Consider the following 22445-nt stretch of genomic DNA (forward strand, 5'->3'; position numbering starts at 1 on the left):
GTCTTGGCGTGCGCTGACTGACCGGACCGTGCTGCTTGCCAGAGGTCATGTGTCCGGTGAACTGCCTACCGCAGTTCGGGGGGGAGAAGGTTCGACGGTGTCCGGCAAACACGATGGGACGGCGTTTCGGTTCGGCTGGCGCGGCAGTCATTACCCCGGCCGGCCCGTTGAGGACCTGTGGTTGGCGATCGGCCAGGATCCGGACGGTACCTGGTGCTTCGACGCGTACTTCATCGGACGCACGACACTGCTCGGTGGCGCGCCACGGGCTGCCGCATTCGCCCAGTGGCTGCTGGCCTCCCCACCCGAAGGCCGGTACGAGAAGGAGTTCATGCTGGTCGACGGCGAACCGCAGAGCGGATCGCGGCGGCTCACGGACGGCACCCGGCTCACCGTCGAGCTCTTGTTGGGCCGTGAGGAAGCGGGTGGCCCCGAGTACCTCCAGGTGCTCCTGTACGGCGAGGTTGGTAGCGGCGCCTTTGAGGTGTGCGCACCCCTGGAATGCCAGCCGGTGCTGCGCGCTGAACTCGAAGCCGCCGCGGCCCGACTCCTCACCTCCTGCACCTAGGTTTGCCGTCCAAGAGATGGGTCGGCGGTTTCGACTCACCATCAGGCCAGAGCGGCCGGCAGCGCAGCCCAGCCGGCCCGGCCAGTGGCGGTGGCACTCGCAGCGAGGTCTCGCCTGACCTGGGACCTCGGCGCGCGACACGTCGACGCCGAGAGCGTCATGAGCAGCTGCGGATGGCTTCGGGGTAGGCGAATTCCCCTTACACGGAGGGGTCGGTAGGCGGCCAGGGTCCGGACCTGAAAGAGGTCGGCCCCAACCCCTTTCCGGAACGACGACCTGTCCGGCGGATCATCTGATCGTTGATTGATGTGTGTCCGTTGACTGACGCCCAGTGGGCGAGGATCGAGCCGTCGCTGCCGGACCGGACTCCGAAGCGGGGTGGGCGGTGGCGGGATCACCGACAGGTGATCGACGCGATCGCGTTCAAGTACCGCACCGGCACGCCGTGGATGGACCTGCCGAGCCATTCGGCTCGTGGAAGGGCGCCCACCGCGCCTCTGCGCTGGTGGATCAGCGCAGATAGCGTGATCGACGCTGGTCCGCGACACCAAGGCCGCGGAGGGAGGCCGACCATCTGCCCCGACGGCATATGCATAAGGGCCGGGCCGCGCCTCGGTGAGCGGCCCGGCCCGTTGGTCGTCAGCCGATTCTGGGAGGCGTGGAGCGCGTGTTGGGGTGGCGCCCCTCGACGTAATCCTTCGTAGCCCTGTGCGAGCACAGAACGAGTGCGAGCGCTGAGAGGGCGAACCCGGCGATGAACCCGATGATTTGTTCCTGTGCCCCATCGGTGCTGAAGTCGGCCTGGGCGATCATGGAGCCTATCGCCACTCCGGACAGACCGGCCATGATACCGAGCTGCACGGTCAGTCGCTCAGCCCCGTCCGGGTCCGCTGCCAGGAGCCGGAACGCGTTCCGCGCTATGGATAGGCCGAAGAGCATGAGCACGAAGCAGATCATCGGGCCGAAGCCGGACTCGATCGTCTCGATGCCCATGGTCACCGCGTAGCAGGTCGTGATCCCGCCGATCAGCAGCGCGAGGGCTCCCGCGGCCGTCGCGACGCCCGGCCGCCGTGCGGAGGCCGGGGGCGGGGTGGGGCCGTGGTCGTGGGGGTTGCGGGGTGGGGTGGTCAAGGTGTGGCCTCGCTCCCTGCTAAGACGAGTCATTCCCGATGTGATCAGTGTGATGACTGCGTTGGTGTGTCGGGGTGGGTTCGGCTTGGAAGTGTCGGTGCGGACGTCGTGTTGATTTTTTGACGCTGGACGGGGTGCTATTGGTATGCGGTGTGGGCTGGTTGGGCTGGCCGCGGTGAGGTCAGGCGCGGCTGATCGCGCGGGGGCCGCTCGCCATCGACTGCGCAAACCGCTGGACCCCGCGGCTCCGGTCCGAGGACGGCGACGACATGACCGACGATGGTCTGCTGGCGGTCCTGCAGGGAGTTGCCGGGCTCGCGGCGTCTGCGGTGAACCCGGTGGCGGCCCTCTTCGGCTGGAGCGGTGACCGCCCATCTTCGAGGGCGGCTCGCGGTTGACGCCGCTGCACGCCAGGAGGTTCGGTTCCGGTGGCGTTGAGGTACAGCGTGACGTGCCACGACCGGTCTGCTGCGTCGACAATGCCGGTGCGCAACCGCTCGTCGCGGTGCTGAGCCACAATCTCAATGGGCACGTCGAGGCCGAGGGTCGCCAGGCCGATTTTCAACGACCGCCTCAGCCTCGCCGCAGCGATGCCAGCGACCATCCAACGGGGCACCTCCTTGTCCGGCCCTCCCGCTCGACCGTCCACCCGCCACCTTCCGGCCCTACCGCCCCGGCGCCGGCTCCGACCAGCCCGCCCGAGCTCACGCACCGCATGTCGCAGAGGAAGGCACCACGCCCATGACCCCGACGTCCATCCCGGCCCGCCCCTCCCTCCTGGGAGTGTTCGGCCACCCGGACGACGAATCGCTTCTGGCCGGCGGTGTGCTCGCGCAACACGCCGCCTCCGGTGCCGACACCGCCGTCGTCACCGCAACCTGGGCCCCGGACAGCCACCGGGCCGCCGAGCTCTCAGACGCCCTCAAGGTCCTGGGCGCCGGAGAACCTCGAATGCTCGGCTACGCCGACGCCCACGTACCCGAATCCGCCCCGGGCCGGCCACGGCTGGTCGACGCCCCGATCGACGAGCTGGTGGAGGCACTCGTCGGACACATCCGGGCGGTGCGCCCACAGATCCTGCTGACCCATGACGCCTACGGCCAGCTGACCGGGCATCCCGACCACGTCCGTACCCACCAGGCGGCCGTCCTGGCGTTCCACGCTGCAGGTTTGGAGCACCGCTACCCGGACGCAGGTGCCCCGTGGCAGCCAGCCGCCCTCTACGCGGCCACACACCCCGACTCGGGGGTGGGCGAACTGGGGGCGCTGCTGACCCGGGTCGGGAAGAAGGTCCTGTCCGTCCCGGACGGGCACGTCGCGGCGACGGTCGACGTGAGCGGCCATCTCGAGCAGAAGTGGTCCGCGATCCTCTCCCACCGCAGCGAAGCCGCCCGCGAGCGGCCGCTGCCCGGCATCCTCTCCCGGCTCCCGGCCGACGTACGTGACCCGATCATCGCGACGGAGTACTTCACCCGCCTCGACGCCGGGCTCACGCCGGTCGGACTGCGGGGGCTGATGGTCTGATCCTGCCACCAGGCGGGGGCGGACCGTGTCGCACGCGGCCGGGGCGGTGGCTGGCGCCTGACGCTGACGGAGGTGCCATGCGGCCCGAGGCCAGTCCAGGCCTGCGCCCAGCACTGGCCGGATGCCCTACCGATGCCAGCATCGCTCTCCATGTCCCGAGCCGGCAGACGGACGCAAGGGCGGCTCGGTCATCCGCGTACGGCGCCCGGCTGGCCGCGATCACTCCTCGGCGGGGTCGACCTGGTTTCGGTGCGCTGTCCGACGGCAGGGAGATGGTCGGTGGCTCCAGCTCGTTGGAAGAGCGCTCAGCGACTGGCCGCGTGTTGGGCTTGGACTTTCGTGCTGGTAGTGCCTCCGGAGCAAGCGTGAGCTGGGTGCGCAGCCAGCCGAAGTACGGCTTCTCGGCGTCGAGCTGTATCTCGGTCGCCGGGGGCAGGTCTGACCTGGCAGGGTGTCCACCATGAGCTCAGAGCCCACGCACCCCGACCCGGCCCGCCACCGCGACAACGGCACGTGGCTCGTCCAGTTCACCGACCGGTTGCTCGTGGTCTGCCCGAGGTGCGGTGGCCGCGCGCTCGTCCTGCCTCTGCCCGGCGTCGCGGCGCCCAGATACTTCAGCGCCCTGCTCTTCCAGCCCCGCCGCCTCGCCTGCGCCAACTGCGGCGCAGTGGCCAACTGGACGGCCGAGGAACGGGGCACCGGCTTGGTCGGCGCGGTGCCCGGCGGCACCGAGGACCCCTTCTTCCGACGGCCGCTCTGGCTTCAGACCCGCTGTGCAGGACGGATTCTGTGGGCCTACAACGAGGAGCACGTCGACGCCCTCAACACCTACGTGGACGCCCGGCTGCGCGAGCGTTACACCTCCCCCACGATGGCGATGTTCGCCCGGCTGCCGGCCTGGATGAAGTCCGCCAAACGTCGTGACGAGGTGCTGGCTGGCTTGGCAACCCTGCGGACCCTAGCCCGGCTCTCGACCCCTGCGGACCGATCCGACGCAGCCCACGAACGCGGCGACCGCCCGCGCCACCACGGCAGCATGTTGTTCCGCGGCGGCCCTTACTAGAGCTTTTTCGCCGGCTTCCCAGCCGTCCCACCCAGCTGACGGCCGGCTTCCGTGGCCGCCCGGGCCGGGCAGCCGCGGACGAACCGGGTTCGCGGCAGCGTCGCGAAGCCGGCCGATGACGGCCGCCGCCCGCGCCGGGAGGTCCGCACCCCGCTACGCCACGGACATCACGGCGGACGATGCTTGGGCGATCTGCGACTTCGTGATGCCGCGCATGGAGGCACTGGAGCGACTCCATTGCTCCGGCTCGGAGGAGCACCGTACGGCCGGGGCGCTCGCCGAAGCCGTGTCCGGTCTCGTCCTGAGGCTGGAGGCCGAGATCAGCCGCTCCGGCCGGAGGCCCTCTGTTGCCCCGGGGTGGACGCCGGAGCGGGTGCGCACCGAGGAGCAGCGCCGCCTGGGCCGGGTCCAGGAGTACTGGAACGATGTGTGCGCGCTGGTACGCATATGGCAGGGCGCCGAGGGCCATGACGAGGTCCGTTGGCAGCGCGTCTCCTTCCTGGATCCCGCCGGCGAGGCCGAGTACGACCGGCTCCGCGCCGAACACGGCATCGGGAGACGGGAGTTCGACCCCATGAGCACCGAGATCCGGCGCGTCGGGACGGGCGCCGACGTCAAGGTCGCCGCGCCGTCCCCGGCACCGTCCGGCTCCAGCTCGCGCGTATGATCCAGCGGCCGCTGCGGTCCTCCAGGTGCTGGGGCAGGGAGCCGAGGTGCACATCGCGGCTGCCCGCCCGCACAAGACGAAGTTCGGCTACACCAACGACGATGACCATCACACCCTGGCCGACCGTTCGCAGGTCCACCGCAGCCGACAGTTTGCCCGGCGGTCCGTCCGCGTGAACTGAAGACCTCCGCGACACCGCTCGAGGAGGTCGACATCGGGGAAGACCGTGATGACGTTGCGACGGGTCGTGGACATGCACCCATCGTCACGTCCGCCCGCGGCCGCAGTGACGGTGTTCTGTCACGTCCGGACACGCGGGCGGCGTCCGAAGGCTATCGGGGGCCGGCAATGCCCACGTGCAGGGCCAGTGTCATGAAGGCCGCGGTCAGGGCGGGCGCGCCCGCTTGCGCCAGGTAGGCCACGAAGCCGCCCATCAGCCGCTGGAGCCGTGACTGCGACGGCTCGTCCCCGGCCGCCTCGCTACGCAACGCGTCCAGGGCCCGCCGCGCGCCGTCCGCCTGGTCGGCGGACAGGTCCAGCCGGGAGATCACGCCGAGCATCAGCTCGACGAACGGGGCCACCGCAGCCGAACCGGCGTCGGCCGAGATGGTGGTGGAAGTCTGGGTGGCGTTGTCACCGGTCTGGAACTGGCCGGTGGCGGCTCCGTGGATGGTGATGCCGCGGCCGCCGCTCTGGTTGTCGCTCATCGTTTCCCCGTCCTCGTCCTCGTGCTTGTCCGTGTGCTTGTCCGTGTGCTCGTTCGTGTCCAGGCCCTCGTCCTCTCCCTCGTCTGCGTGCCGTGTCCTTCTCGTGCGTACCGCTGGACGCGGCGTCGTGTGCGTCAGCCGTTCGCGGGCTCGCCGAGGCACTCGATCCCGTCCGGGCCGCCGAACGCGGAGCAGGGGACGCGCTGGAGGGGCGGCTCGTCCGGCTTCGGCATGGCGGTCACTCCGGGAGCGATGTGAACTCGGGGCAGTTGTGCGAAGGCGCCCGCGAGGGCGGTGGTCGAGCCGCCGTCGCTCAGGTCGGTGCTGGACAGGCCGATGTACCGGCCGGTGGTGAGGTCGAGCGTGCAGGTCTTCGTGCCGTTCGGGTACGGCTCTTGGCGGCCGGTGTCCTCGTTGATCGCCCTGGCCTCCGGGTCGAACGCGCCGGGGGTGGCCGGTCCCTCGTCGCAGCCGAACCATTCGGCTTCTCCGTTGAACGGACGGGAAAGGCCCCGTGCGGTGCCCGTGATCTTCGCGGTCAGCTTCATCTTCGTGTTCAGGGGGACCACGAACGCGCAGGTGCGCCGCGGCGGCGGCTTCTTGTCGAGGTCCAACGGCGGCTGGACGCAAGGCCGCGTGCCCGGCGTGTCGGGGGTGACGGCGACCTCGAAGTCGGTCGCCCCCAACTCGACTGCCACCAGGGCGTTTTGCGGTGCAGCCGGAGACCGGTCCGCGGTCCGCTGCGCGCACTGCCGTCGTGCGGCCTCGTCCTCGGGGCTGGTGGTCGTTGCGCAGACGGTGCGCTCGCGATCCGCCCGGACGGTGCAGGCCGTGGAGGACGGGCCCTCCTCGCACCCCCAGTAGACGATGCTCACGCCCGCCGGGAGCGGGCCGGCGGGGACGACCTGCACCGGCCCGCGCTCGCCCTTGGCCACCCGTGAGACCTTGGTGCAGTCGGTCGTGCCGGTGCCGGTCGGGCAGGGGCCCTCTGGGGTGCCGGGCATCTCCTTGACTTCGAAGAGGCTGGTCGCGACGTGTACGTGCAGGGGCACGGTGGGCGGGGTCCCCGCGGGCGCGGCGCCCCTGCCCAGGACGGTCACAGTGCCGATGGCGGCTGCCGTGATCAGTGAGCCGCCGATGACCACCTTGGCGAACAGGGGCAGCCCGCCCGTGGCCGCGGGCGGTGTGGGGAGTGCCGGGCTGGGGGTTGGCACCGGCGGGTCCACCGGAGGCGCCGCAGGGTGTGACGGAGGAGCGCCGGCGTCCGCGGGGTGGGCTGGGTCGGAGTGTGTGGCGGACTCGGTGCCCGTCGGGCCGGCGTCGTTTCGGGGCTGCGCGTCGCCGCCGTGAAGCTCCGTACCCGTACCGGTGTCCGGGCCCGTACCGGTGTCCGTACCCGTAGCCGCATCCGTCCCGGTGTCCGTGCCCGCGCCGGCATCGGTGTCCGGAGCCGGTCCGGGGCCGGGTCCGATCTGTGCCCGGGCGCCTTCGGCGAGGGCTGCGCCGTGGGGGTCGCCCAGGGCGTGCCAGGCCGCCGCGGCGGTCCCGAACGCGGCGGCCGCGGCGAGTCGTTTGCCGGTCAGCCACGAGCGCACGCCGGACTCGTACGTGAAGTACGCGTGGGCGCGCTCGTCACCGGCCTGGCGGGCTGAGGCCAGGCCCCGGCTGAGGATGCGGTCCCATGCGCCCCAGCGGAGGGAGCAGGCCGTGCCGGGTGCGGCGGCCCGGCTGAGGGCGACGCCCAGGTCCGGCCTGCCCGCCCGGCCGACGGCCTCGGCGAGCCCGGCGATCAGCAGACTGTGGTCGGCCAGGGTGGCGGGCGCGGTCCGCCGGTCCGCGGCCCACGCGGTGAGCCGGATCGTCGCCTCTGCGACCTGCTGCGGGGCGAGCGCAAGCCCCTCCGGCGGCAGGCCTCCCGGATGACCGGCCAGGCGGACGTGCGGCCCGGTGCGGTTCAGCAGCCCCAGCGCGGTCAGCCGGTCGACGGCCTCGCCGACGGCGGTGCCGGTGGGGCCGGGCACCAGCAGCGTGAGGACGTCCACGGTCGCCTGTGCCCTCGGTGCCACCATGAGGAACGCCAGGACGTGCCGGGACACGCCGCCGAGCCGGGCCACGGCCCTGCGCAACAGTTCCGGGACCTCGGCGGGCGCCGGCAGCACGATCTCCCCGACGGTCGCGCCGACCCCGACGGGGCGCGCCAGGGCCGCGGCCCTGATCAACGCCGCGGGATGCCCCTCGCTCGCCCGCCACAGCGCGGCCGCCGCTTCCGCCTCGGCCGGCAGCAGCGGGCGTTCCAGCTCACGGGCCAGCAGCTCGTTCCCCGCCGCCTGGGAGAGGCCGGTGAGGGCGATGGCTTTGCCCTGCCCCCACAGCAGCCGCTCGCGGGAGGTGAACGCCAAGGTGCCGGACGGCATGGTGTCCAGGAGCCGGGTCAGTCCTCGCGTTGGCACGTCGAGGTCGTCGATGACGACGCAGAGCCGGAGGTCGGCCAGCAGACGCTGCAGTTCGGCCTCGCCGGGGCGGTAGCCCGGGGCGTCCCAACAGGCCTCGAACAGGCTTTGGGCCAGGTCGTCCACGTCCTTGCCGTACCCGTCGAGGAACACCACGCCGTCGTGGTGGCCGACCTCGAACACGGCGTGACGGACAAGGGCGCTCTTGCCGATGCCTTCGGGGCCGTGCACCCCCGCCGGCTCGTTGCCGGTGATGCTTCGGACGAGCGCCGCCAGTTCGGCGTCCCGGCCGAGCGGAGGGCGATCCGCACGGCGCGGCAGGCGCTCGATGTGTTCGCGGCGCGCCGGTCTCGGCCGCTTGGCCGGCCCCACCACGGTCACCGCCGAATGCGTCGCGTTCACGACGACGCTCAGGACGTCGTTGTTGTCGCCGGTCACGAACTGGCCGACCGCGTCGCCGTGCACCGACAGGTTCCGGTCCCCTTCCGCCATTGCCCCTCCCACCCTTGGCGTTGGAACGTCCCTGGCAGGATTCCGCAGCGGTGCGGCCCGCGACGCCGGAATGGCGCATTCCTTGTCATTGCGTGGGCGACGAATCGATTCGCCGCGCACCGCGCACCACCGCACGGCAGTTCCGGGATCGCTCAAGCTGTTGGCCTTCCCCGGGTTCAGACGTCCAGCCGGGTCCATCACCGTCCCGGGCCGCCGACGGGTCGGGGTCCAGCCGGGACCATCCGTCCGCGGTAGCCGTCACGTGCTCGTCCGGCACGGAACGGACCACCTTCCCCACCCGAGTGTGGAGGGGCCCAGCTTTCCACCCCGGAGTGAGGCCGGCGGTGTGCACAGACAGCAGGGGCGCGGTGCGTGGACGTGATCGGGGGGCCCGGTCAGGCCACCCGTACGCGTCGTGGGTGACGAGAGAACCCACCCGACGGCTCACGCCTGTTGTCGTTCCGTGGGGGTTTGGGGGCGGCGATCGGGAGCAGGAGAGGGGTCACGACCAATCCGGTACCACCACGAGGAGGTCCGCCATGTCGGGCACCGAGAAGAGCAAGGCGCACGCCGAGCAGGTCAAGGGCAAGGCCGAGGAGGTTGTCGGTAGGGCCGTCGGCAACGAGCGCCTGACCGCCAAGGGCCAGGCCGACCAGGCCAAGGGCAAGATTCGTCAGGCCAAGGAAGACGTCAAGGACTCCTTCCGCCACTGACTACTGATCTGGCGGTCATCGGGGCCCCGACCCTCCCTCCGGGTCGGGGCCCCACCGCGCGTGCTCACGTCCCGGACGCGCCGCCGTTTCAGGAGCGGGCGAGGCGACTGCCTCCATCGGACGACCGCCCGGCCCCGGACCAGCCGCTGCTCCCGCTACAGGCCGGAACTGGCTCCGCAGACTGCGGCCGGTCCCGCCCAACAGCTCGCGCTCCGGAGCAGGCAGGTGAATCGTTCCGACCGCAGACCTCAGCAACCGGTCCGCGCCCAACGGGGCGGTCGCGGCCGCACCGTCAAGTCCTGTGGTGGGCGGCGTGCGGAGAGAGCCGGGCCTCTGTGGAATCAGGCAGACCGGACGCCGGGCCGGGCGAGCGGGGTTAGGGAGGCGTACTGGAGCGGTGCGGACGGATCGATCGACACGTCCAGGGGGGCGGGCTCGGCATCGGAGCGGACGAGGAGGTCACCGACGGCGGCGATCATCGCGCCGTTGTCGGTGCACAGCGTCATGGGCGGTACGCGGAGTTCGATCCCGGCCGAGGAGCACCGCTTCTCCGCCAGAGCGCGGACCCGCGAGTTCGCCGCCACTCCTCCGACCACGATCAGCGTCTTCACGTCATATGTACGGCAGGCGGCCAGAGCCTTGCGGGTCAGCGCGTCGGCCACGGCCTCCTGGAGGGCGGCGGCTCCGTCGGCGACGGGGACAGCCTCGCCGCGCTGCAGGTGCTGCTCGACCCAGCGGGCAGCGGCCGTCTTGAGGCCGGAGAAGGAGAAGGCGTACGGGTCGTCACCGGGCCGGGTCAGCGGGCGCGGGAAGGCCACGGCCTTCGGGTTACCCTCCCGCGCGGCCTTGTCGATGGCCGGACCGCCGGGATAGGGCAGGCCCAGGATGCGGGCGACTTTGTCGAAGCACTCACCGGCGGCGTCGTCGAGGGTGTCGCCGAGGTGCAGGATCGGCTCGCGCACGAGGTCCCGGACGAGCAGGAGTGAAGTGTGGCCGCCGGAGACGATGAGCACCACGCACGGCTCGGGCAGCGGGCCGTGTTCGAGGGTGTCGGCGGCGACGTGCCCGGCCAGGTGGTGGACGCCGTAGAGCGGCACCCCGGCGGCGTAAGCCAGGGATTTCGCCCCGGCGAGGCCCACTTGGAGGGCTCCGGACAGGCCGGGGCCGGTGGTGACCGCGACCGCGTCGATCTGGCTGATCCGCAGCCCGGCTTGGTCGAGGGCCTGTTTGACCACCGGGTTGAAGGAGTGCAGGTGGGCGCGGGCGGCGATCTCCGGCACCACCCCGCCGAAGCGGGCGTGCTCGTCCATGCTCGACGCCACCACGTGCGCGAGCAGCTTTCCTCCCTGGACGATGCCCGCGCCCGTCTCGTCACACGACGACTCGATCCCCAGCACCACCGGTCGTCCGATCATACTCGCCTCCTTCTGCACCGCAACATGCAACTGCAATATATGTGCAATAAGGAGCACGGTAGGCGTGGTCGAACCCGACGAGGTCGCGGCCGTCGTTGCGTTCCTCGTCTCAGATCACGCGGCAAGCACGACCTGCGCCGACTACATCGTTGAGGGGGCGGCATCAAAACGGTGTGAGCCGCATCCCGGCGGCCGTCCGCGCGGCCTTGTCGGCAGCTGGTCGTGGAGCGGCGGCAGTTCGATGGCGGTGTCGGCGCTGGCCCAGCTTCAGCACTGGTCCGGCTTCCGCACCGGCCCGGCGCTGCACGGCACCTGTCCGCGCCTGCCACCGCGCCACGAGTCAGGCGGTGCCCGATCCGGTCGTCGCGGATGACGCCCCGCCCAGTGGGCCTGGCGGCGACCTTCGGCCGGCGCATGGGCTGGCCCGTTCGCAGCTGCTGCGTGAGGGCGCGCTCGATGGCGTGGCGGCGGCGCGGATCGAACAGCGTGGGGCAGATCGCCTCGTGCGCGATCCGCATGGACACATCGCCGAGGTACTGGCGGCGGGGCCAGCGCAGGGCGAGCTTCGCTTCCGCCAAGCGCGCAGGGCAGGTCGCTGGGCCGGCTTCGCCTGCTTCGGGCGGCGGCTTCGCCTGCTTCGGGCGGCGGCTACGTTCGTGGGCGGCGGTATCGGCTGCTGCTGCCCGATAGGGGTCGCGGCTGCCGTTGCAGACGATCTTCGGCGGAACCGTGGGAGCGGACCGGCCGCCGAGCCGCCTGGCCACGTGCCGTGCCGGCTCGCCAGCCGCGAACCTCCATTGCCCACATGCTCAGCCGTGGGTGGTGGTGCGTTGCTCCTCGAGCCCGCAACCGGTTCTCGGACGGTCTCCGTTCGCGGCGTCGAGGTCGCCGGCGGCGTAGACCACGACACCGGCCGCTACGCCACAATCCCCGCGCTGCAGTCTGGGCCCGCGATCCGCATCCCAGCCGCCCGCGGACCCGGCCGCAGCGGGACGCCGGCCTCGTGGGCGAGGGGCTCCGCCCCGGCCAGACCCACCTGGGAAGCATCGGACAGGCCCAGGACCGGTGGTGACGGCGACCGCGTCGACCGGCCGTCCGCAGGCCCGCCTGGTCCAGGGCCTGACGCACGACCGGGTTGGGGCGTGCAGGTGAGCGCGGGCGGCGATCCCCGGCACCACACCGCCGAACCGGGCGGGCTCGTCCGCCCTCGACGCCACCACGTGCGCGAGCAACCGCCGTCCTGAACCATGCCGCGACTCGATTCCCAGCAGCACGGGTCCGCCCGCAGCCCCACACCCCTTCTGCGCCATTACTGCAACTGCAATATATATGCAGTAAGGAACGACTCGTTCGTGGGAACAGCCCCGGCAGAAGGTTGCCCCGGTGCAGCGGGAGCGGACACATCACCACATGACCACCACCGCAACCATCGACAGCACGCGCCCCGTCGCCACGCTGATCAACGTGTTCACCGTCCCTCCCGAACGACAGCAGGAACTGATCGACCTCCTGGCCCACGCCACGGAGACGACCATGAAGCACCAGCCGGGCTTCATCTGCGCCAACTTCCACGCCAGCCACGACGGCGAACGCGTCATCAACTACGCCCAGTGGGAGAGCGCCACCCACTACCACGCCATGCTCTCCAATCCCGAAGCCCGCCTCCACATGGACCAGGCCGCCACCATCGCCACCGATGTCCAACCCCGCCTCTTCCACGTCAACTCAACCCACACGAAGCCCTGAGGCGAGGGCCTCGGACAGTGAGGGGCTCGGCCTGCCTGCCGACAGGCCTCGGCGGGCCGCCGGGCAGCGGCAGTTGACCTACGCCGGGTGCGTGACCCGATGTCGCTGAGGTACACACCGGCCTGGTCCACCGCGGACTTCTGCTCGCCGGCGCCCTGGACCCGCGCCAGCCGCGCGTGCCCACACGGCTGACGCGCGGGGACAGCGGTGCCCGGGTCGGCGCAGGCACCAGTCCCATGGCTGGTTCCCGCCGTTCTCGCAGGCACACACGACGACCGGCCGGCCTTCCACGAAGTGACCGTCGGCGGGGTGCCGATGCGCCCGTGCCGCCTTCCGTTGTGCATGCGGGCCCCGGAGCTGCTCGCGGTCGAGGAGGTAGACGGTGAGCCCTTCGAGACCCGCGGGGCCTGCCGGGACTGTGGGGACCAGGCCCCGGGGTGGGGCGTCCGGGCCGCATGCGTACGCGTCCACCGCGGCCAGCGCTGCCATGTGCACGGCCAGCGTCGCCCGAATGCATCGTCCGTCAGGTCGAAGCGCGTGGGCGATGGATCGGGGCCGTACCGGTCGGCGAAGGCGTCCCGGGCGGCGCGGAACATCGTGGCGCGCCCGCCGGAACCGTCGGCGTCGGCGTCCAGCGGTGGCAGGGCCTGGGACGATGCCGAGACCTGGTCGTTGACCAGCGAGGTCCGCAGCGCCGGCCAGAGGTCCGCCGTCCGCCCCAGCAGCAGGACGCGTACGGGGATGTCGGTCCGGTGCAGCAAGGCGTTGGTGAACAACCAGGTGAGCGGGGCGAGGGGCCAGCGGTCGGCGTAGTCGACCAGGAGCAGCAGGCCGGCGGAGCCGGCCGTGCGGCGGTCCTGACTGCCGGGGGGCAGGACACCGCGGGGCCCTCGTCGCGGTGACCACCTTCCAGCCGGCCGCGGCGCGGTCGCGTGCCAGCTCCTGCGCGAGGCGGGTCTTGCCCTGCCCTCGGGGTGCTTGGAGCCAGCGGGCGGCGCGGGTCGGCCGTGACCCGCACCAGTACCGCAACTCCGCGAGTTCCCCCTCCCTGCCGGTGAAGCCGACCACCGCGAAACGCGCGTTGAGCTCAACGATGGCGGCGGTAGAGCTTCAGGGTGGTGACGACCGCCACGCCGAGGGTGATGTGCATGAGGGACAGGGCTGCGACGGTGCCGCCATCGGCGCCGGACGACAGCGGGCCGGCAGCCGACAAGAGTGCCAGCCCACCACCCACGTACTGCGCGATCCGGAGGAAGACCGGCTTCCACAAGGCCATCAAGAGGGCAGCGCCCGTCCCGACGACCAACGGGACGACGGAGGCGCCGATCACGCCCCCGACAGTGATCGGGTGCTCTTCGCCGCCGTCGACGACGACGAGCGGGGCACCGGCCAGCTTGGCGACGGCAAGAATGATCAGATTGACCACCGCCGCGCCGATCGCTCCGGCGACCAGCACCTTCCACCAGGTGAGGCCGGAGCGGTGGACCGAGGGTGCAACGGGCACAGCAGGGCCGGAGTTCGGAACGGCATTGCTCGACATGAGACTTCCTCCAACGTGTGAAGTGCTGCGCTGCCCTACGGTCAGCGGCACAGACAGAAGCCTCCAACCTGAACTTGACTTGAGGTCAAGCCCTGTTCCGCTGCGCGCGGTCATCCCATATCCCTCCGCATCAGGCCGCGCTGTCCAACAGCCGGTCCGCTCCGCCTCATCCCCCGCCAGTCCTTCGAACCGAGTGGTATTCCCGACCTTGCTCGGGACCCCTGCGGTAGTTCCATGGAGGGGAGGAGCAGTCACTGGTTGCGGGTGCGGGGGCCGTTGTACTGGTTCTCGGTGACGGTGACGGGTTCGGCCCGTCGCGCGCAGGCGGGAGATCCGTCGGTCCGGGGCCTCGGTGTCGGCGGGTCGGCGCACGCACCGTCGGATCGCGGCGCACGCTAAGACCCGTCGAGATGGACTTGGGCGTTCCGGGCGTACGCGGTGGTGGCCCGGTCCTGGAAGCTGTGGTGAAGGAGTGCTGTGGTCCGATACCCGCCTATCGCTGAGCACGGTCTGATCGGTGACCTGCAGACTGCGGCGCTGGTGTCGTCGCGGGGGGAGATCGACTGGTGGTGCACGCCGCGGTTCGACTCGCCGAGTGTGTTCGCTTCGCTCCTGGACGGCGACCGGGGTGGACACTGCCGGCTGGCGGCGGAGGTCGAAGGTGTCACGGTCCGTCAGCTCTACCTGTCCGACACGGCCGTCCTGGTGACGCGGTACATGGCTCCCGGCGGGGTCGGGGAAGTCGCCGACTTCATGCAACCGCTCGATTCCGCTTCCCCCACCGACCGGCACCGGCTGGTCAGGGCCGTCCGGGTGGTGCGGGGTAGCCTGCCCTTCACGCTCGCCTGCCGGCCCCGCTTCGACTACGCCCGTGCCGAACACACCCTGCGCCGAATCAATGCCCGCACCGCGGTCTTCCAGGGGCCCGGAACGGACCTGCACATCCAGGCCACCGAGGACATCCTCTTGGAGGAGGACGGCCAGGACGTCACCGCATCGTTCACGCTCGAGGCCGGGCAGACCGCAGCCGTGGTACTGACCAGCACCACGGCAGGCGCCGAGCTCGCCCCCACGCCGACCTCGGCCGACGTCAGCGCCGAACTGGAGTCGTGCCGGGCCTTCTGGCTGTCGTGGCTGCGGCAGTGCACCTACCGCGGACGCTGGCAGGACATGGTCAACCGGTCGGCCATCACCTTGAAGCTGCTCACCTACGCCCCGACCGGAGCGCCGATCGCGGCGGCCACCATGGGCCTGCCGGAGCAGATCGGGGGCGAGCGGAACTGGGACTACCGCTACACCTGGGTCAGGGACGCCTCGCTGTCGGTCGGAGCCCTGATCGACCTGGGGTTCACCAGGGAAGCACACGCCTTCCGGTCCTGGCTGCGCGACCGGCTGGAGGCCGGCGGCACCGCCTCCGGTGAGCCGCTGCAGATCATGTACCGCATCGACGGCGAGCCGCACCTGACGGAGGAGGTCCTGGACCACCTGGAGGGCTACCGCGGGTCGGCGCCGGTACGTGCCGGGAACGCGGCCGCCGACCAGATCCAGCTCGACATCTACGGCGAGGCCGCCGACGCACTGGCCCAGGCCGGCGACATCGGCGGCATCCGGGGCTGGAAGACGTTCAGCGATCTCCTGGACTGGCTGGCCGACCACTGGGACCGGCCCGACGAGGGCATCTGGGAGACCCGCGGCGGGCGGCAGAACTTCACCTACAGCCGGCTGATGACCTGGGTCGCCTTCGACCGGGGCATCCGCCTGGCGCGCGACCACTCCCGCCCCGCCGACATCGCCCGCTGGACCGAGGTCCGCGACACCGTCTTCCGGCAGATCGTCGAGCGCGGCTGGAACGCGGAACGGCAGGCGTTCGTGCAGCACTACGACACCACCGTCCTGGACGCGTCCCTGCTGCTCATGCCGCGGGTGGGTTTCCTCTCCCCTCACGACCCGGCATGGCTGAGCACGCTCGCCGCCATGGACGGTGAACTCGTCAGCGACAGCCTGGTCTACCGCTACGACCCGGCGGCCTCCCCGGACGGCCTGCGCGGCTCGGAGGGCACCTTCAACCTGTGCAGCTTCCTCTACGTAGAGGCGCTCGCCCGGTCCGGGAAACTGCACCAGGCCCGCTACGCGTTCGACAAGATGCTCACCTATGCCAACCACGTCGGTCTGTTCGCAGAGGAAATCGGTCCCTCGGGGGAGCAGCTCGGCAACTTCCCGCAGGCCTTCACCCACCTCGCCCTGGTCGCTGCCGCCATGGCCCTGGACGAGCAGCTCGGCAAGGAACAGCCACCCCCTTCCGCCGCCGTGCTCGCCCCGGACGCTCGCGGGGGCGTCGATGGCTGAGACAGCCTCCCCTGCCCGGCCCGCCGGTACCCCGCGCACCGTGCTGACCGCCCTGGCCCTCGCCCAGTTCATCTGCAGCTTCGCCGGCTCCAACATGAACGTGATGATCACGGACATCAGCGAGGACCTCGACACCACCGTGCAGGGCGTCCAGACCGCAATCACCGTGTTCCTACTGGTCATGGCCGCATTGATGATCCCCGGCGGCAAGCTGACCGACCGCTACGGCCGCAAGCGCTGCTTCATGGCGGGCCTGCTCATCTACGCCGTCGGCGCGCTCCTCAGCGCGGCCGCTCCGGGCCTGGGCGTCCTCATCCTGGGGAACTCCATCCTCGAGGGCATCGGTACGGCCCTGCTGATCCCGCCCGTCTACGTCCTCACCACCCTGCTCTACCCCGACCTGACCTCCCGCGCCCGGGCGTTCGGTGTGATCATGGCGCTCGGCGGTATCGGGGCGGCCGCCGGGCCACTGATCGGCGGGCTCATCACCACCGCCATCAGCTGGCGCGCTGCGTTCGTGTTCCAGTCCCTGGTCATCGCCGTGATCCTGCTACTGGCCCGGCGCATCGAGGACCCCCTGCCCCCGGACCCGACACGGCCCTTCGACGTCCGTGGGGCGGTGCTGTCGGCGGCCGGCCTCGTCCTGCTCGTCACGGGCATTCTCGCTGCCGACGACAACGTCTGGCTGATGGCCGTCCTGCTGGTGCTCGGCGCCCTCGTCCTGCTCTGGTTCTTCCGCTCCGTCGCGGCGAAGGAGCGGCGGGGCGAGGAGCCCCTGCTGTCGCTGAGCCTGTTCCGCAACCGCACGTCCAACCTCGGTCTGGTCACGCAGAACGTCCAGTGGCTGATGCTGATGGGCACCTCGTTCGTCGTGGCCACCTACCTCCAGGTCGTCCGCGGCTACGACGCCATCCAGACCGGCGTGATCTTCACCGCGGCCACCGTCGGCCTGCTCGTGTCGTCCCTGGCCGCGGAACGCCTCGCCAAGCGTCGGGCCCAGCGCACCCTGATCCTGAGCGGGTTCGTCCTCACGATCGCCGGTGTCCCCCTCCTGATCCTGCTGGCCGACGCCTTCACCAGCCCATGGGCGTTCGCGCCCGGACTGCTGCTGATCGGCCTCGGTCTCGGCGCGATGCTCACCCCGTCGGTGAACGTCGTCCAGTCCAGCTTCGCCGAGGAACAGCAAGGCGAGATCTCCGGCCTCTCACGCAGCGTCTCCAACCTCGGCTCCTCCCTGGGCACCGCCATCGCCGGCACCATCCTGGTCGCCGGCCTCAGCAGCGGCGCCTACGCGGCAGCCATGACCACTATCGGCGCAATCGGCCTCGCAGGCCTCACCGCCGCCGCCCTCCTGCCGCGCCAACAAGCACCGGACGCCACCAGCACACCGACCCCGTGACTACCTCCGGCACCCGACCGCAGCCGCATTTCTTGCCGGCCGGGCGGCCGGGCGGCCGCATGCGCTCGTACGGGCGCAGGAGCCGTCTGAGGCATCCGCATGGGCTCCTCGTCCGCCTTCGAGCGGTTCAAGGCGACAGACACAGCCATCAGGCGTCGCCGCAGGCGCTGCGCCAGGTCCCGCCCGTCCTCCTCGCGCGGCACCACCGTCGGCGGTCAGCCGGGCGCGGCACACCCCCGGCAGCAGTGCGGGGCCGCCACCTGGTGAGGGTGCCGGACCGCACTGCGGCCGTTTCTCATCGCACGTACGCCCGGGCGGCCCGGAGCATTGCGGGACCCCGCTCAGCGTGCCAACACTGGTACACGCTGTGGCGCTGCGTGCACCAGCACGCGCTTTCCTCCGGCTATAGGTCCGTGTAGGGCGGGATGACCCGGACGATCGCGATCAGCTGCAGGCGCGGCAGGGGCAGGGCGTAGAACCAGCCGTCGTCCAGGAGCGGGATTCGGCGCAGCCCTCCGGGCACGCCCCTGCGGCCGCCTTCGCCGATGTCGGTGACGTCGACGCCGACGTCGGCGAGGGCGACGAGCTCGTCGGCCAGGCGCTCGACTTCGGCGGTGACGTGGGCGGGCAGGCCCTTGATGACCTCATCCGTATTCGGGTCGTACTCCCACCGCCAGCCGGTCACCGGGCTCCGCCGAGCGGAATGCCGGCCTCTGCCGCTGCCTCGTCGAGGATGCGGCCGATCTCCGCGGCGATCGCCGCGGCTTCGGCCGGGGTGGCGGCGTGGGCGGCCCGTTCCTCCAGCGCGCGCAGACGGGCCGCCTGGTCGGGATGGCGCTCGATGGCCACGTACAGGGCCCACTGGCGCAGGAACCGGCGCATCGGGGCGGAGCTGACCTGTTCCCGGGCACGGGCCACCGCGGTGGCCCGCTCGGCATCGAAGGTCGGCACCGCGTCCGGAGCCAGCCGGGCCAGGACCGCACGCAGGTCCTCGGCCGTTGCCGGCGGCTGCGGGCCCGCCGGCTCGGAAGGGTGCTCGGGAGCCGTGCTCATGCCGCCTCCGCCCCGTCGGCCGTCTCCGTCTTGGCGCGGTGGGCGGCGGCCAAGGTCGACACGTGCTGGCGGGACCAACCGACCTTCACCGCGACCGCAGCCGGCCCGCCGCGGTCGTAGCGGGCCGCGATCCGTCCGGCCGCCTGCCCCAACGCCGTACGGGCCCGCTCCAAAGCCTCGGCATGTTCTGTCACGGCCGCCGCCAGGCGGTCCAGCTCCGCGGCCTCGTCCGGGGCCAGAACCACTCGGGTGGTGCGGGGAGAATCCGTCATGCCCACCAGCCTGCCCCGCACCGCACCGCAACCGCAACCGCACTTGACCAAAGTGTCTTGCCGGCACACGTGCACAGGCTCGCCTCCGGGCCGCGAGTGATGTGCGCCATGCGCGCCGTGCGGGCAGCACGCAGCGGCCACGCTTCGGCGCTGACGAGGAGGCCCCTCTCCTGGTCGGAGCCGATGTAGTCCCGCCCCACCGTCGCCAGGCGGGCATTGAGCGCCTCGCAAACACCGAGCCGTGCCAGAGCGGTGAGCCGGCGGGCCAGGTAGAGGTAGTTCGGGACGATCTGGCCTTCGGTCAGCGGCCCGCCCACACAGCGCGGGCGTCCGCACTCCGGAGGACAGCAGGGGCGGGGCGGCCTGCTGCGGCGCCCTGCCGGGCGAGGAGGCCGGCCACCGCCTGGTCCACGCCGACGCCTGGGCGTGCACGACGGACAGGAACCCTCCGACGTCGACGCCCCGGCGGTCGAGGACGTCCGTCTGCGCGGCCGCGCCCGGCCTGGCCGAGAAGGTGGGGTCCGGGCGTCGGCCGCTGGCGAAGGCGCGGGCCGGGGTACTGCTGGAGCTGCGGGGGTGACTCCCGGCACTGGTGCCGACGATTCGCGCGCGCAGTGGCGGGTGGGGGCTGGGCAGGCCAGCACGGTGGGGGAACAGGAGCGGGCTGCTCACGGTCCGTCCGAACAGGGGTCCGGGCATGGTGCTCAGCGCGCGACTTGGCCCCCGCCAGGCGCCGCCAGCTCGTACGGCCGATGCAGTCCCACACTCAACTCCCGATCGAGCCATGCAGACGGGCACGCTCGGTCCGGCAGCGCCGAGGCCGGCGAGCGCGGCAGCCCCGCAGCCCCGCGTGTGACATACCCGCACGCACCGGGGCGGGTGCCCGGCACTGACTCCGCAGCCTGCGCCGGCAGCGATTCAACCGGGCGGGTCTGAACACCAGCAGCGCAGCAGGGTCGCAACGTCGGTACGGCGTGGTGACGGGATGGGACTCGAGCCCTGCGCAAAGTGCTGGTGCACCCGAGTTAGGATGATCTTGAACGCCTTTTACGGTGTTCGCGACCATTGTCCCAAAGCCCGACAAGGCTTGTTCTCGGGGGAAACCACCGTGAAGCTCACCGTTCTGCGCCGCGCCGCAGTGGCCACCGCAACCGCATCGTTGCTCGTCGGCGGCTTGGCCGCCGCCTCACCCGCCTCCGCCGCCGGCGGCAACTACAGCTGCACCAACTGGAAGTCGAAGGTCAACAAGTGGACGGCGACCTGCACCGTCCGCAGCGGCCAGGCCCGCGCCGTCACCGATTGCAGCAACGGCAAGACGATCTACGGCGCCTGGGTGGGGCGCGGGCGCTGGGCGTTCGGCGGCGACTGCGGCGTCTACTTCATCGTCGCCCAGGACACCCAGGGGCGTGGCTGACACCCACCACCACGGGGACCGAGAGGACCGGTGGCCTGCCGACGATCCGGCCGGCCGGCCGGCCACGGTCACATCGGGCCTGACCCCGCTCCTCCTTCCGGAAGGGCGGGAGGTCGAGCGCGTATGGCTATCCGAACGCCGTAGCTCGACCGCGCGCAGCGGCATCGACACCCGAGGCGGCGAGGTCGAGTACGGCGCTCGCCATGCGAGAGCCGGCCCGTACGCGTGATGGATGCGCCTCCGCGGCCGCTCCCCCCGCCGCGGCTCGGGGGGGCGTTCGACGTCCTCGTCCTCGTCGTCGGCGACGAGGACGTCGAGGGTGTGGGTGGCGCGGTTCCGCTTCCCAGCGAAGCCGCGCCTTCGGTTATCGGATGCGCAGGAGGCGGGACCGAGAGGAGGGCCGACAGCAGCCGCGTTGTCCGAATCGCGGCCGCCGCCGGCCGCCACGACTGCCCGGCGGGCACGTGGGGAACCGGACCGGGCGGGATGCAGGAGCCGTGCGCAGCCGGGAGGCCCCGCGTGCTGCAGTTCCTGCGCCAGCCACAGGGCGAGAGGGGCCGGCCGGCATACGGGGCCGATCGGTGCATCTGTGCCGGCGTGGTGGCGGTGCCCGGGGTGATGGCGTACGGCGTGAGCACGAATGCTGCGGTACGGAGCACAGCCCCGGAAGACGCTGGCCGGTCGCTGGTCCTCATGTGACCGGGGCGTGTTCGCACCGGTCGGTGGAGCCGCCCTGATGGCGGCCTGCCCGGCCCGGCACCGGATGCGGAGGACCGGCTCCGGCCTGCCATCACCCGGGTGTGCGTGGCGGAGGTGCGGGCCTACGGTTCAGCACAGAGGTGTGGACGAGCCATCCGAATGCTGCGCCAGCCGAGTACCAGAAGAGGTCGGGCGGGTTGAAAGTGGAACCGAGCAGGAGGCGGGCGACGGTGCTGTGCCGGGAAAGCTCCGCCGGCAGCGGGCTCAACTGCACGAATTCGACCAGGCAACTGACGGCCAGCGCACTTCCGGCGGCCCTCAGGGGCGTGACCCGTGGCGCTGCGAAGACGACCAGGGTGAGCAGCAGGACGGTGTAGAGCGCGTCGCCGCCGTACTTGGCCACGGTTCCGGTCGACCAGGCCCTGAGCCCGAGCCCCAGGCCGACGGTGATCGCAGCCGCGCCGGCTGCTGCCAGACGGGTCCGTACCGGTTCGGCGGCGGCACGATCACGGGTTCCGGGTATGAGGGTCACGGGGCCATGCTGCCAGCTGACGAGGTCATACGGCATCGACACCTCGGTGGGGCACCGAGGTACCGGGGTACGGCCACGCCCTCCACGAGAGGACCTCCAAGGAACCGTCCGCGGTGATCCGCTTGACGGCACCCGGCGCAGCGACGGTCACGTCACGGCAGGCCAGGAAGGTCGCACCCGGGGGCCTGATCACCCATCCGAGCGTCACCGGCTGCGGCTCCGCGACCGCGAGGTTGCGGAACGGCCGCTCGTCGGTGCTCATGCCAGCCTTTTCCGCCCACCGAAGCGCGGACTTCCGCGACGCCTACCTCGTCCGAGCCGCCGCCCCCGACGGGCCCACCCGGTCCAACGAGCCCCCTCAACCCGGCGCCCCAGATGAACGGGTCCGATGGTGCCGGTGGTCGTAGACGATCAAGGATCATTCAAACGTGGCGCCGGTGGTCCAGTCGTGCCCGGTACCAGCGCCGTCCCTCCCTCCCGCTCCTCGATCTCGCGGTTGGCCAACACCAGGTGACCGGCACGATTTCGGCGGTGGTCACCAGGTAGAGCCGCAATCCCCGGAAGAACCAGGAGTGACTGCGGCAGTAGCCGTAACCGCGTCAACTCAGTTGCTCCACAGGCAGACTGGGGCCCGGACGGCAAGGTGAGGAAAGCCGACGGACGGAGCGGGTCGTGGGAACGACGACGGTTCGGGCCGTGGTGGCCGACGTGGTG

25 protein-coding genes are annotated in these 22445 nt (G+C 71.5%); 12 read left to right on the forward strand and 13 right to left on the reverse strand.

Going from position 1 to position 22445, the window contains the following annotated elements; genetic code table 11:
- Nucleotides 1-181: 181 nt before the first annotated feature.
- Nucleotides 182-568 carry a hypothetical protein gene (locus ACFV7Q_RS23305; protein WP_385431200.1) on the forward strand — a complete coding sequence of 129 codons (387 nt, stop codon included), beginning with the start codon at nt 182-184 and terminating at the stop codon, nt 566-568.
- Nucleotides 569-876: 308 nt separating this feature from the next.
- A complete protein-coding gene (locus ACFV7Q_RS23310) occupies nt 877-1272 on the forward strand; it encodes a transposase (protein WP_385431235.1) in 396 nt (131 codons plus the stop codon).
- Here the strand turns inward: ACFV7Q_RS23310 and ACFV7Q_RS23315 are convergent.
- Nucleotides 1208-1699 (reverse strand): hypothetical protein, encoded by a 492-nt coding sequence (locus ACFV7Q_RS23315; protein WP_385431202.1) that lies wholly within the window; start codon nt 1697-1699, stop codon nt 1208-1210. The genes ACFV7Q_RS23310 and ACFV7Q_RS23315 overlap by 65 nt on opposite strands.
- 181 nt (nt 1700-1880) lie before the next feature.
- Nucleotides 1881-2303, reverse strand: a complete 423-nt coding sequence (locus ACFV7Q_RS23320; protein ID WP_385431203.1) for a hypothetical protein — start codon at nt 2301-2303, stop codon at nt 1881-1883.
- Nucleotides 2304-2440: 137 nt separating this feature from the next.
- Between ACFV7Q_RS23320 and ACFV7Q_RS23325 the strand changes: the two genes are divergently transcribed.
- The 4 genes from ACFV7Q_RS23325 to ACFV7Q_RS23340 all read left to right on the forward strand — a co-directional run bounded on the left by ACFV7Q_RS23325 (nt 2441) and on the right by ACFV7Q_RS23340 (nt 5134).
- Entirely contained in the window at nt 2441-3223 is a 783-nt protein-coding gene (locus tag ACFV7Q_RS23325; RefSeq protein ID WP_385431205.1) for a PIG-L deacetylase family protein, read from the forward strand.
- A gap of 460 nt (nt 3224-3683) precedes the next feature.
- A complete protein-coding gene (locus ACFV7Q_RS23330; RefSeq protein ID WP_385431206.1) occupies nt 3684-4286 on the forward strand; it encodes a hypothetical protein in 603 nt (200 codons plus the stop codon).
- A gap of 115 nt (nt 4287-4401) precedes the next feature.
- Nucleotides 4402-4953 carry a hypothetical protein gene (locus ACFV7Q_RS23335; protein ID WP_385431207.1) on the forward strand — a complete coding sequence of 184 codons (552 nt, stop codon included), beginning with the start codon at nt 4402-4404 and terminating at the stop codon, nt 4951-4953.
- 25 nt (nt 4954-4978) lie between these two features.
- The gene (locus ACFV7Q_RS23340) at nt 4979-5134 is read left to right on the forward strand and encodes a hypothetical protein (protein WP_385431208.1); all 156 of its coding nucleotides are present in this window, start codon (nt 4979-4981) and stop codon (nt 5132-5134) included.
- Nucleotides 5135-5285: 151 nt separating this feature from the next.
- Here ACFV7Q_RS23340 and ACFV7Q_RS23345 read toward each other — a convergent pair whose 3' ends face one another.
- Together ACFV7Q_RS23345 and ACFV7Q_RS23350 are read right to left on the reverse strand one after the other, a co-directional pair.
- Nucleotides 5286-5660: a hypothetical protein gene (locus ACFV7Q_RS23345; protein ID WP_385431209.1), complete on the reverse strand. Its 375-nt coding sequence runs from the start codon at nt 5658-5660 to the stop codon at nt 5286-5288.
- A 134-nt stretch (nt 5661-5794) separates the two neighbouring features.
- Nucleotides 5795-8602, reverse strand: a complete 2808-nt coding sequence (locus ACFV7Q_RS23350; protein WP_385431210.1) for an ATP-binding protein — start codon at nt 8600-8602, stop codon at nt 5795-5797.
- Between the two features lie 539 nt (nt 8603-9141).
- On the opposite strand from ACFV7Q_RS23350, the gene ACFV7Q_RS23355 reads away from it, so the two are divergent.
- Nucleotides 9142-9315, forward strand: coding sequence for a CsbD family protein (locus ACFV7Q_RS23355; protein WP_385431211.1), 174 nt, complete (start codon nt 9142-9144; stop codon nt 9313-9315).
- Nucleotides 9316-9656: 341 nt separating this feature from the next.
- Here the strand turns inward: ACFV7Q_RS23355 and tsaD are convergent, their stop codons facing one another.
- Nucleotides 9657-10715 carry a tRNA (adenosine(37)-N6)-threonylcarbamoyltransferase complex transferase subunit TsaD gene (tsaD, locus tag ACFV7Q_RS23360; RefSeq protein WP_385431236.1) on the reverse strand — a complete coding sequence of 353 codons (1059 nt, stop codon included), beginning with the start codon at nt 10713-10715 and terminating at the stop codon, nt 9657-9659.
- A gap of 79 nt (nt 10716-10794) precedes the next feature.
- Here tsaD and ACFV7Q_RS23365 point away from each other — a divergent pair, with 79 nt between their 5' ends.
- The gene (locus ACFV7Q_RS23365; RefSeq protein ID WP_385431212.1) at nt 10795-11103 is read left to right on the forward strand and encodes a hypothetical protein; all 309 of its coding nucleotides are present in this window, start codon (nt 10795-10797) and stop codon (nt 11101-11103) included.
- 436 nt (nt 11104-11539) lie between these two features.
- Here ACFV7Q_RS23365 and ACFV7Q_RS23370 read toward each other — a convergent pair whose 3' ends face one another.
- Nucleotides 11540-12040: a hypothetical protein gene (locus ACFV7Q_RS23370; protein WP_385431213.1), complete on the reverse strand. Its 501-nt coding sequence runs from the start codon at nt 12038-12040 to the stop codon at nt 11540-11542.
- A 100-nt stretch (nt 12041-12140) separates the two neighbouring features.
- Between ACFV7Q_RS23370 and ACFV7Q_RS23375 the strand changes: the two genes are divergently transcribed.
- Complete coding sequence (locus ACFV7Q_RS23375) at nt 12141-12476, forward strand: antibiotic biosynthesis monooxygenase family protein (protein WP_385431214.1); 336 nt, start codon at nt 12141-12143, stop codon at nt 12474-12476.
- A gap of 1087 nt (nt 12477-13563) precedes the next feature.
- Here ACFV7Q_RS23375 and ACFV7Q_RS23380 read toward each other — a convergent pair.
- Nucleotides 13564-14016: a DUF6069 family protein gene (locus tag ACFV7Q_RS23380; RefSeq protein WP_385431215.1), complete on the reverse strand. Its 453-nt coding sequence runs from the start codon at nt 14014-14016 to the stop codon at nt 13564-13566.
- Between the two features lie 477 nt (nt 14017-14493).
- Here ACFV7Q_RS23380 and ACFV7Q_RS23385 point away from each other — a divergent pair, with 477 nt between their 5' ends.
- Complete coding sequence (locus ACFV7Q_RS23385) at nt 14494-16362, forward strand: glycoside hydrolase family 15 protein (RefSeq protein WP_385431216.1); 1869 nt, start codon at nt 14494-14496, stop codon at nt 16360-16362.
- A complete protein-coding gene (locus ACFV7Q_RS23390; protein ID WP_385431217.1) occupies nt 16355-17761 on the forward strand; it encodes an MFS transporter in 1407 nt (468 codons plus the stop codon). The genes ACFV7Q_RS23385 and ACFV7Q_RS23390 overlap by 8 nt, the downstream gene beginning before the upstream one ends.
- Nucleotides 17762-18164: 403 nt before the next feature.
- Here ACFV7Q_RS23390 and ACFV7Q_RS23395 read toward each other — a convergent pair whose 3' ends face one another.
- Genes ACFV7Q_RS23395 through ACFV7Q_RS23410 form a run of 4 tightly spaced genes read right to left on the reverse strand, consistent with a single transcriptional unit; the run spans nt 18165 to nt 19403 of the window.
- On the reverse strand, nt 18165-18446 hold the full coding sequence (locus ACFV7Q_RS23395) for a hypothetical protein (RefSeq protein WP_385431218.1): 282 nt from the start codon (nt 18444-18446) through the stop codon (nt 18165-18167).
- Nucleotides 18443-18814: a DUF6247 family protein gene (locus ACFV7Q_RS23400; protein WP_385431219.1), complete on the reverse strand. Its 372-nt coding sequence runs from the start codon at nt 18812-18814 to the stop codon at nt 18443-18445. The genes ACFV7Q_RS23395 and ACFV7Q_RS23400 overlap by 4 nt, the downstream gene beginning before the upstream one ends.
- Nucleotides 18811-19086, reverse strand: coding sequence for a hypothetical protein (locus ACFV7Q_RS23405; RefSeq protein WP_385431220.1), 276 nt, complete (start codon nt 19084-19086; stop codon nt 18811-18813). Before ACFV7Q_RS23405 ends, ACFV7Q_RS23400 begins: the two co-directional genes overlap by 4 nt.
- Nucleotides 19083-19403, reverse strand: a complete 321-nt coding sequence (locus ACFV7Q_RS23410) for a hypothetical protein (RefSeq protein ID WP_385431221.1) — start codon at nt 19401-19403, stop codon at nt 19083-19085. The genes ACFV7Q_RS23405 and ACFV7Q_RS23410 overlap by 4 nt, the downstream gene beginning before the upstream one ends.
- Before the next feature lie 791 nt (nt 19404-20194).
- Between ACFV7Q_RS23410 and ACFV7Q_RS23415 the strand changes: the two genes are divergently transcribed.
- Complete coding sequence (locus ACFV7Q_RS23415) at nt 20195-20500, forward strand: hypothetical protein (protein ID WP_385431222.1); 306 nt, start codon at nt 20195-20197, stop codon at nt 20498-20500.
- A 790-nt stretch (nt 20501-21290) separates the two neighbouring features.
- On the opposite strand, the gene ACFV7Q_RS23420 is transcribed toward ACFV7Q_RS23415, so the two are convergent.
- Nucleotides 21291-21722, reverse strand: a complete 432-nt coding sequence (locus ACFV7Q_RS23420; protein ID WP_385431237.1) for a DUF2809 domain-containing protein — start codon at nt 21720-21722, stop codon at nt 21291-21293.
- Between the two features lie 34 nt (nt 21723-21756).
- Complete coding sequence (locus ACFV7Q_RS23425; RefSeq protein WP_385431223.1) at nt 21757-21993, reverse strand: hypothetical protein; 237 nt, start codon at nt 21991-21993, stop codon at nt 21757-21759.
- Nucleotides 21994-22445: the final 452 nt, after the last annotated feature.

Origin of the sequence: Streptomyces sp. NPDC059851, from assembly GCF_042732005.1 — a bacterium.
Taxonomy (GTDB): domain Bacteria; phylum Actinomycetota; class Actinomycetes; order Streptomycetales; family Streptomycetaceae; genus Streptomyces.

Bases quoted from the DNA above. Each gene is read 5' to 3' on its own strand.
- ACFV7Q_RS23320 (WP_385431203.1), bottom strand. From the start codon at position 2,303: ATGGTCGCTGGCATCGCTGCGGCGAGGCTGAGGCGGTCGTTGAAAATC.
- ACFV7Q_RS23325 (WP_385431205.1), top strand. From the start codon at position 2,441: ATGACCCCGACGTCCATCCCGGCCCGCCCCTCCCTCCTGGGAGTGTTC.
- ACFV7Q_RS23330 (WP_385431206.1), top strand. From the start codon at position 3,684: ATGAGCTCAGAGCCCACGCACCCCGACCCGGCCCGCCACCGCGACAAC.
- ACFV7Q_RS23335 (WP_385431207.1), top strand. From the start codon at position 4,402: ATGACGGCCGCCGCCCGCGCCGGGAGGTCCGCACCCCGCTACGCCACG.
- ACFV7Q_RS23345 (WP_385431209.1), bottom strand. From the start codon at position 5,660: ATGAGCGACAACCAGAGCGGCGGCCGCGGCATCACCATCCACGGAGCC.
- ACFV7Q_RS23350 (WP_385431210.1), bottom strand. From the start codon at position 8,602: ATGGCGGAAGGGGACCGGAACCTGTCGGTGCACGGCGACGCGGTCGGC.
- ACFV7Q_RS23355 (WP_385431211.1), top strand. From the start codon at position 9,142: ATGTCGGGCACCGAGAAGAGCAAGGCGCACGCCGAGCAGGTCAAGGGC.
- ACFV7Q_RS23370 (WP_385431213.1), bottom strand. From the start codon at position 12,040: ATGGCGCAGAAGGGGTGTGGGGCTGCGGGCGGACCCGTGCTGCTGGGA.
- ACFV7Q_RS23375 (WP_385431214.1), top strand. From the start codon at position 12,141: ATGACCACCACCGCAACCATCGACAGCACGCGCCCCGTCGCCACGCTG.
- ACFV7Q_RS23380 (WP_385431215.1), bottom strand. From the start codon at position 14,016: ATGTCGAGCAATGCCGTTCCGAACTCCGGCCCTGCTGTGCCCGTTGCA.
- ACFV7Q_RS23390 (WP_385431217.1), top strand. From the start codon at position 16,355: ATGGCTGAGACAGCCTCCCCTGCCCGGCCCGCCGGTACCCCGCGCACC.
- ACFV7Q_RS23400 (WP_385431219.1), bottom strand. From the start codon at position 18,814: ATGAGCACGGCTCCCGAGCACCCTTCCGAGCCGGCGGGCCCGCAGCCG.
- ACFV7Q_RS23405 (WP_385431220.1), bottom strand. From the start codon at position 19,086: ATGACGGATTCTCCCCGCACCACCCGAGTGGTTCTGGCCCCGGACGAG.
- ACFV7Q_RS23425 (WP_385431223.1), bottom strand. From the start codon at position 21,993: ATGAGCACCGACGAGCGGCCGTTCCGCAACCTCGCGGTCGCGGAGCCG.